Here is a 7894-nt window from a genome sequence, read left to right as displayed (position 1 = left end):
ACACACTCATCCAGTACACTGGACACCTGGTCAACAGGGACAGCATCAGTCACAGCCTATGCACTTTATGCCATGACAGTACTGGGCGCCGTTACCGTAGATTTACAATCTCATGACCAGTATACAAAGTAGGTCTAATGTTCTGTGGACACTACGTTATAAAGGGTAAATTAGAAAAAGAACTGCTTCTAAGGGCAATAAGTCCCTAAAATGAAAGCGGAACGGAAAAACGACTCGTTTTTCCGTCAATGTCATTAAGTTAATGCACAGGGCCAAAAAATCAAGAAAAAAGAGCAGGTTATCGAAAAGATAGCCCGCTTTTTTTGCACGAAAAAGAAAAATAGGACTTGACAAGAAGATGGAAATGCCTAGCTAAGCCCCTTGAAAAAACGAGGAGTTTACGCCAATGAATGAGTACGCAAATTCGCTAAATGAAACGCTGACATCCCTCATACGAGAAATGTCAGCCGCACCAGCACCTTATGTCAAAAAATATTTTACCCGAAAGAAAAAGCTGCTGCCCTTTGAAACGTTTATGCAACTCCTGATCTCCATGGGGGCAACAGCATATATAAGGAACTCTTGGAATCGCAGGGCTATATTGCTTGTTATTGGAGCCGGGAGTGCTGATGCTTGCATGGCTCGAAAGATAATCCGTTCGTTAAGGATAAACCCAGGATTTCTCCCAAAAATCCTCCAAAGAATGCACCTAACTAGTACACCACTCTTTATTTTTAAGTCACATCGTATCTGCAGAACCCCACTTCAATGCCTCCATTTACCTATTTCCATATACATATCGTTAAGAAAAAGATAGTTTGTATACAAACTACATGTATAATGGAAGGAACTAGATTCAGCTGTAAATAAATTGCGAAGGTTTTTAATCATTTTGTCCCTTTAATCACCTTACATTAGCCATGAGTAATACGCTTAATTGTTCTGTTTGATTTAGATATGAATATATTTAAAGATCTTCGATAAATATATTCCTTCTAGTAATCCAATTCATGCGATCAAATAACAGGGGGGCCCATGTATATGGATAATGTATTAAAAGTATCATCAAAATCAAAGCCGAAATCAGTTGCGGGTGCAATAGCAGGCGCAGTAAGAGAAATTGGTCATGTAGAAATTCAAGTGTTGGGAGCAGGTGCATTAAATCAAGCAATTAAATCCATTGCCATTGCAAGAGGATTTGTAGCTCCCAGTGGTTTTGATCTGGTTTTTGTTCCTGGATTTACAACTATTTTAATCGATAGTAAAGAAAAAACTGCAATAAAATTAAGGATAGACTCAAGAAAACAACGATAGATTTTCATTATGTAAAGAGCCTGTTAAAGCTGATGTTAAAATCCCTAATATAGCGAAAGGCAAACATGTATTTTATGCAAACCGTTTTCCATCCTCACGCATAGAATAGATTACAGGATAAATCCTGTAATTCTCCTTAAAAATCGGACAACCTGTAAAAGATTATGTTTAAGTGAAGGTTTGATCTCAATATCGGTGGAGGATTGAGAGGGGGTATGGATATGACGACTATTCTTTCCATAGCTGTTGTCGCACTGGCTCTCCTTCTATTCGCAAGTTTATATAAAGATAAATAAACTTTTATATTTCTATGTTTTCAGATTGTAGTATTCTCAAAGAGTGATGCTAATTAAATAACTAAACCGATTGTTGTATAGATATTAAGAGGTAACAGTAGGAAGTTAGAGAAAAAGGTGTTTCCTCATGTATGAAGAAACACCTTTGATATATTTTTACTTCTACATTTTAAGTGAAACAACAAAAACTAGATTTTGCTTCTTATTTATGATTGCGCTATTTAGAACTCATGAGCAAAGTTTTTTTAGATTCTTTTAGTTCTCCGTTCAAGAATTTTCACTGTCCAATCGTCTCTATTTTTTTCTACGGTGACCTTATTTCCATCTCCTGCCAGATAACCCGCTACAAAACAAGCCTCATCATACTCTTTAAATGTTTTTTCATCGAGATCGGACGACCGCTTCATTGCTTCTATGGCCCTTCTTAAATAGCCCTCCCCTACACTGAAGAACATGTTGATCTTGATTGATTTCATATGTTGATTCCCCTTTATGTATCTACTAGCCTTAAACCATCGAACAGCATTAGTCTTGGGAAGACTCCGGTTCTTGTGGTTCCTTTATTGAATGCTTCCAATCATTGTAGTCCGGCTCGTCAAGCTCATAGATATCATTTTACCATCAAACTTACATTGGTCATACTTCGTTTCATATTCTCGGATGGATTTCTTACTTTCGTTTACAAACTCTGTTTGTTAAGGTTAGGTTATTGCCGTTATTCATTTTAGAACTAACTTGGTCAATCTTACTTTCTATATTATTCAGTTGTTTGTTTCGATTGCTTTGACTTCTAAATAACAATACAACCATAGTAATAAGAAATGCAAAGAATACGACGAACATCAATTGAACTATTATGTCTCCTGTATTCAATCAAAAATTATTCTCTTCTTTGTTTTTGTGTACATTTTCATACCCCGTCTCAAGTTCTCCCGCTCCCTAACCTCTTTTACTTTTCTGTGCGGGAATATAAAGAGAAACTGTTTCAAGTGGTTCCCAATTGTTATCATACAATTGAAAATGAACTAGGCGGCCTTCCTCGTTATAAAAAGAATGACGGGATCCGACTATATTTCCGTTTACATTATAAAGATATTTAGTAATTGACACGATTTTTTGCTCTTTTCTAAATTCTTCTTGTTCTATATCCAGTTCATTTTCTTTGTACTCTTTCCACTTTTCTACTGGCAGTGTTATTTGGTGCAGTCTCCGATTACTAGTATATACTTCTAACACGATGGAATTAGGATTCATAACATTTCCTCCTTCCTTTCATATAAAACTTATTATTTGCACAATTTTCTGGATTTAAGAGTTTCAGTACAAATCAATTATTTTTATCAGAATACCAATAACGGCGAATAATCAGTCGTGAAAAGCGTGCATTACCATTTCAGACAAACTCGTTTTGCGTTTCTCTTCCGATGGAATATTAAGAACCCTCAATTTTTATATCTTTACCAAAAATAATATGAAACCAAAGTTGATCAACGATGTACATGTGAGAAATCACTTTCAATATAAAGGGGAAAACGCTCTGTATTTCTTGATGGTAAACATCATCAGAAAGCTCTTTTAATCAATCTTTTAAACTTAATGCATCTAATAATAATTACTTTATTAACTTCTTCTGTAATAATTCCAGAAAACCTTCTTCATCTAAACGCCAGTTAGTTCAATAAAAAAAAGCTGCAATGCAGTCCTGTTTAGATTTATAGTTTCCTGCTTTATTAGACAGGTTGTTTACATTATTATACGCCCATCATATTTATTAATTGGCGGAGATCTTCTAGAGCAAATCCCCTTAAACATCTATATCAATTAAAGCGATGATAGGTGAAAAATCAATTACACCAAGCGGCGGGATAAAAAGGCTGTCGACGCTGAGATGGATTTTACACTTTTTGCTGACTTAAGCTTTACACTTTACTGGAAGATAGAGCTGGCTTCTTGTCACTTTACTTGGAACCTCTGCGGGCAAGAGAACGAGCCAAGAAGGCATATCTATCAAGAGTTATGGCTCAGCCACTAAGACAAGTCTCCTCTCCAAATAAAGTGCACGTCTTTTATGGTAATTAAGTGTAAACCCTTAATCAGCAGAATCTGTCAACTTTATTCTGGCGTTTACAAACGCCTAAAGATAGCAAAGTAAGCAAACCTTTGTTGCATTAAATTGAGGAAACCAGGAACCGAAAATGGATATGAACATTAACCAATAATAAATTTCGTAAATATATTGCCCAATTTGTAATCAGAAAAATACAGCAACCTATCAGCAATATTAAGAACTGGAACTCGATCGCTTTTTTCTCTTCCGATTTTTCTCCGGTTTGTTTCGTTTGAATCCAGGCTATCCTTAGATTTGTGGCTAAGTAAGGTGATTGAATTGATATAGTATATGTAATAGAGACAAGCCCGTAACAGATAGTCGTCTAAATCTATTAAATGTGCTAGATGGGTAGTACCAATTATAATCTTTCTCATGGATGGCTACTTACGCTTTTAACCAGTGGATGTAGCCAAGGAACAACATTTTACATTTCATGTTAGGACTTCCTCCTAGATGGGTTACATTCATCTTATAGAGGGGCTCTATTATCAAAGATCAAATATAACAATCTATAGGAATGCTAAATGGCGCATTACTTAAAGATCTAGCTATCCATATCAGGCAGCTTTCTAATTGAGATAAAGGGGCAGAGTTTCATTTGTTGATCGGAAAGGCCCGTTATGTAAGTACCATAGAAGAAACTACGAATAGTGGATTTCGATGAAGAAATTGTTAAAATTAAACTAGCTGATTTAGTGAATGTGAAAAAAAATTAAAAACAGCATCTAAAATACAATGCTGTTTTACTTAGGCAATGTTTCAATAAATATGAGGTAAATTCAGGAGAATACAACACCACCTTGTCATCAATAACTAAGTTGAAGAACTGCTGGAAGAACTGCTGCTGGAACTCGATCGTTTTTTTCTTTTCCGGTTTTTCTTATTTTTCTCCATATTTTTCCCCGAATTAAATTTAGAGCTATTGCATTTTTCATCTTCATGCGTACAACTGCATTTGTTATTTTCATCCGTACAACATATACAAAATGCTTTGGTTAAATCTACACCCAATAGGATATCATTACCAGTGCGATTCGAAACTGTTAGGCTGATCACATCCTCTGCCTGAAATGACCTTTGACTATTTGCAAAAATGGTTGCTTTTATAGGGTCCTTACAACCTTTTGTTCGAATGTTGACTTCTAGTGTTGCACTTGGATCATCAGAATTGAAGCCCAAGGTGAAACGTACTTTATTGTGATTACAGGTGAAATCTTGGAATATCGGTTGATTTGTAGTATTAGCAGGTACAAGTATCTCCTCGAAAGCATCAAGAACATCTACATTACAAGTGTCGTCACAGTCTCTATCGCATTGTTTATCCTCAAAACAACAAATACAGAATGTCTTCCTAAAAGCCACAAATAAATTAGCTGTTTCAGTACTGGCAGTGGAAGCGGTCAGGCTTTCAAAATTCTCTACTTGGATGAATCGCGAAGTGCCTGCTCCTATGATTTCTTTGATCGGAGTCTTACACCCTTTCGTTCGGATTGTTACTTCAATTGGCTGAGGACCAGGTGGTGCATAATTATCATCAAAAGACTCTAAAAACAATATTGTTTTATTATGGTTACAGGTTAAATCTTCAAATACGGTCACATCTTTATCAGGAGGTAAAATAACTGTAACTTCACCATCATGAAAATCGATAAAAAAAGGTTCCTTCCGTTCCTCCCCTTTAACATTTTTGGAATTTTTATAATTATTTAAAATATTAGAATTTTTTTTATTGACCAAAAAAGGTTGCTTCCTTTGCTCCCTTTTAAAATTTTTCATGTTTATTCCTCCTCTCAACTTTAATAGACAATTAATTCAAACTGTTTCTGCATGGATGACAATCATCTTTACATCGGTTACAGTTCCGGTCACCTTTACAGTCTTTGCACTGATTACGATGCCGATTATCCAAACAACTGTTGCATGGATCACAATCCTTGTTTTCTTTACAACAAATACAAAATGTTTTTTCTATATCTATCTGAACTCCAGCCGGTGAATTACCGATGTTCGTTATTTCTAAGCTTTCAAAATCTTCAACCTGAAAAGCTCTTTGATTTGAAATAATTTCTTGGATTGGGTTACAGCTTCCTCTGCTCCGTATGCTTATGGATAAAGGTTGATCTGACCTGATCACAAACAATATTTTATTATGGTTACAAGTAAAGTCTTCGAATACAGGTCTTGTAACACCTGGTGGAATGAACAAGTCATTAAAAAATCCCTCAAATATAAAAAAACACTCTTCTTCTATATGCTTTTTCAAATTATTTTCCTCCTTTTCATTAATGATTATCAACCAATGGCCTCTTCGTATAGTGCTATTTTAATCGGATTAGGTGGTATGAAAATGAAGCGGTTGGAAGATGTTTAAGGCAAATCGAAGGGTTTGTCTGGTTTGAACAAGGCTACCCTTACATTTGTGGCTAAGTGAGGTGCATTACCTCCTTTCTATCGAATGATATAGTATATGAAATACAGACAAGCTCGTAACAGATAGTCGTGTAAATCTATTAAAATGTGCTTATATACCATTGTGGCTAAGTGAGGTGCACTACCTCCTTTCTATCGAATGATATAGTATATGAAATACAGACAAGCTCGTAACAGATAGTCGTGTAAATCTATTAAAATGTGCTTATATACCATTTATAAACTTTCTCATCGATTGTTACTTACGCTTTTAAATAGTGGCTGTAGCCAAGGAACAACATTTAAATTTCATAGTAGGGCTTCCTCTTCATTCATTTTATAGAGGGGCTCTTTTTTTATCAAAGATCCAAAATAGCAATCCACAGGAATGCTAACGGGGCACGGGGCAGGATGTTGAACAAGGAAATTAACTCATTAATGTCGCATGTGATCTATATATAGTGCACTAGTATTTGAAGATTTGATACTTTTTAATTGGTTTAAGTTATTTGAAAGCGTACTCGCGGAATGAAAGTAAGAGGAGCAAATTCAGTGATTTCGCAGATGCTTATGAATAGTTTATCGACAGTTGTAGTTGCAGGAACGTTTCCGAAAAAGGAAACCTTCAATACCTCCTTTAAAACAAGGACAGAGTCATCTTTTAGATCTTTTATTGTTCCAAGGATGACAGCATTTTTTTCAAAAACTAAAACAACCATCTTCCATATTTGTACATAGTATATTAAGCGAATAAGAGATTTTCTCTTTTTCTCAAAATGTTTACTAGAGGGTTTTTAAAGCCCTTGATGGACAGGCGCTGCTGCCCTGTCCGAAGGGAGGAAAAAGAAAATGTCTACTAAAGACGATCAAAATTGCCAAGTGGGAATCCATACTGCTGGGAACGATGCGGGTTTTAATATCGTTACTGGTTTGAATACCATTTTTGAAGATCTGACCAATAATCACAATAAAACATTGATCGATATCACAAACCTCTCCCCTGTTACGCTTACCATCACCATTCGCACAAGAGATTGTCACCGAAACATTACTGAAATGCTTGGTTCTGGGCTTAGACGCGTGTTCCAAGTAGAGGATTTTGAAAGTTTAACAATTAATTCGCCAGATGAAAGTACCGTAAACGTGATTGTTCAAAAAACGTTCTGTATTTGCTGTGGAGAAGAAAAAGAAGAAAGCTCTAGTTCTAGCTTTAGCCACCGCAAACATCAAAAAAAGGAAGCTCTAAATGCAATCGTTGCAACACACAGGGCCCCACAAAAAATGCCAATGCGCCCGTGCCGACTAAATAGCCGCTTCGAGCGGCAATAGCTCCTTTGTTCCTTTTAAATAGCAAGAAGGTAAAAAAACTTCCTGATGAAACATCTGTAACACAATTTTTTAGTAATTAGTAGTTTGTCCATACCAACGGCTCTCTATATGCATTTAATAGAGTAGGAGGTGCATTTAAATGGGAGAAAAAAAGAAATCCCGAAAAAAGATTTATTGTGAACCGGAATATATTGTTAAAGACGTATATACCGAAAAAGAAGTAACATTCGTTCACCCTATCATCCGTATTGAGAGAGAGCATATCAAATATGTCCCTCGCCATGTCTATAAAGAAGAATCAATATATGAGCGCATAGACCCTGGCTTTCCAAAATGTGATTGCAAAAAGAAAAAGAAGAAAGAATTTGATGAGTCGAGCTCCAGCTCCAGCAAAAAAAACATTGAGTCAAGCTCTAGCTCCAGCTCCAGCTCCAGC

At 35.9% G+C, this 7894-nt stretch carries 6 protein-coding genes and 1 pseudogene; 3 read left to right on the top strand and 4 right to left on the bottom strand.

The genetic code is table 11. The features are described from left to right. Window positions 1-1041 precede the first annotated feature (1041 nt). Entirely contained in the window at window positions 1042-1314 is a 273-nt protein-coding gene (locus AS030_RS15320) for a stage V sporulation protein S (protein WP_061972869.1), read from the top strand. Window positions 1315-1855: 541 nt separating this feature from the next. Here AS030_RS15320 and AS030_RS15315 read toward each other — a convergent pair. The 4 genes and pseudogenes from AS030_RS15315 to AS030_RS15305 form a co-directional block, all read right to left on the bottom strand. Next, window positions 1856-2086, bottom strand: a complete 231-nt coding sequence (locus AS030_RS15315; RefSeq protein ID WP_061972867.1) for a hypothetical protein — start codon at window positions 2084-2086, stop codon at window positions 1856-1858. A gap of 463 nt (window positions 2087-2549) precedes the next feature. Beyond that, window positions 2550-2864, bottom strand: coding sequence for a hypothetical protein (locus AS030_RS15310; protein ID WP_061972865.1), 315 nt, complete (start codon window positions 2862-2864; stop codon window positions 2550-2552). Window positions 2865-3042: 178 nt separating this feature from the next. Further along, window positions 3043-3177: pseudogene (locus AS030_RS24850) on the bottom strand (DinB family protein); the annotation flags it as partial. A 1356-nt stretch (window positions 3178-4533) separates the two neighbouring features. After that, a complete protein-coding gene (locus AS030_RS15305) occupies window positions 4534-5496 on the bottom strand; it encodes a hypothetical protein (protein WP_061972863.1) in 963 nt (320 codons plus the stop codon). Between the two features lie 1482 nt (window positions 5497-6978). Between AS030_RS15305 and AS030_RS15285 the strand changes: the two genes are divergently transcribed. Both AS030_RS15285 and AS030_RS23950 read left to right on the top strand, forming a co-directional pair. Beyond that, on the top strand, window positions 6979-7458 hold the full coding sequence (locus tag AS030_RS15285; protein ID WP_061972853.1) for a hypothetical protein: 480 nt from the start codon (window positions 6979-6981) through the stop codon (window positions 7456-7458). 139 nt (window positions 7459-7597) lie between these two features. Continuing rightward, a partial coding sequence (locus AS030_RS23950; protein ID WP_074440566.1) for a hypothetical protein occupies window positions 7598-7894 on the top strand: 297 nt, incomplete at its 3' end.

The organism is Fictibacillus enclensis, assembly GCF_001457035.1.
Classification (GTDB): Bacteria; Bacillota; Bacilli; order Bacillales; family Fictibacillaceae; genus Fictibacillus_C; species Fictibacillus_C enclensis.
The sequence above is the reverse complement of the archived record's forward strand: the minus strand, read 5'-3'. Positions and strand labels throughout refer to the sequence as shown.

Coding starts and splice junctions, on each gene's coding strand:
- AS030_RS15320 (WP_061972869.1), top strand. CDS start 1,042: ATGGATAATGTATTAAAAGTATCATCAAAATCAAAGCCGAAATCAGTT.
- AS030_RS15315 (WP_061972867.1), bottom strand. CDS start 2,086: ATGAAATCAATCAAGATCAACATGTTCTTCAGTGTAGGGGAGGGCTAT.
- AS030_RS15310 (WP_061972865.1), bottom strand. CDS start 2,864: ATGAATCCTAATTCCATCGTGTTAGAAGTATATACTAGTAATCGGAGA.
- AS030_RS15305 (WP_061972863.1), bottom strand. CDS start 5,496: ATGAAAAATTTTAAAAGGGAGCAAAGGAAGCAACCTTTTTTGGTCAAT.
- AS030_RS15285 (WP_061972853.1), top strand. CDS start 6,979: ATGTCTACTAAAGACGATCAAAATTGCCAAGTGGGAATCCATACTGCT.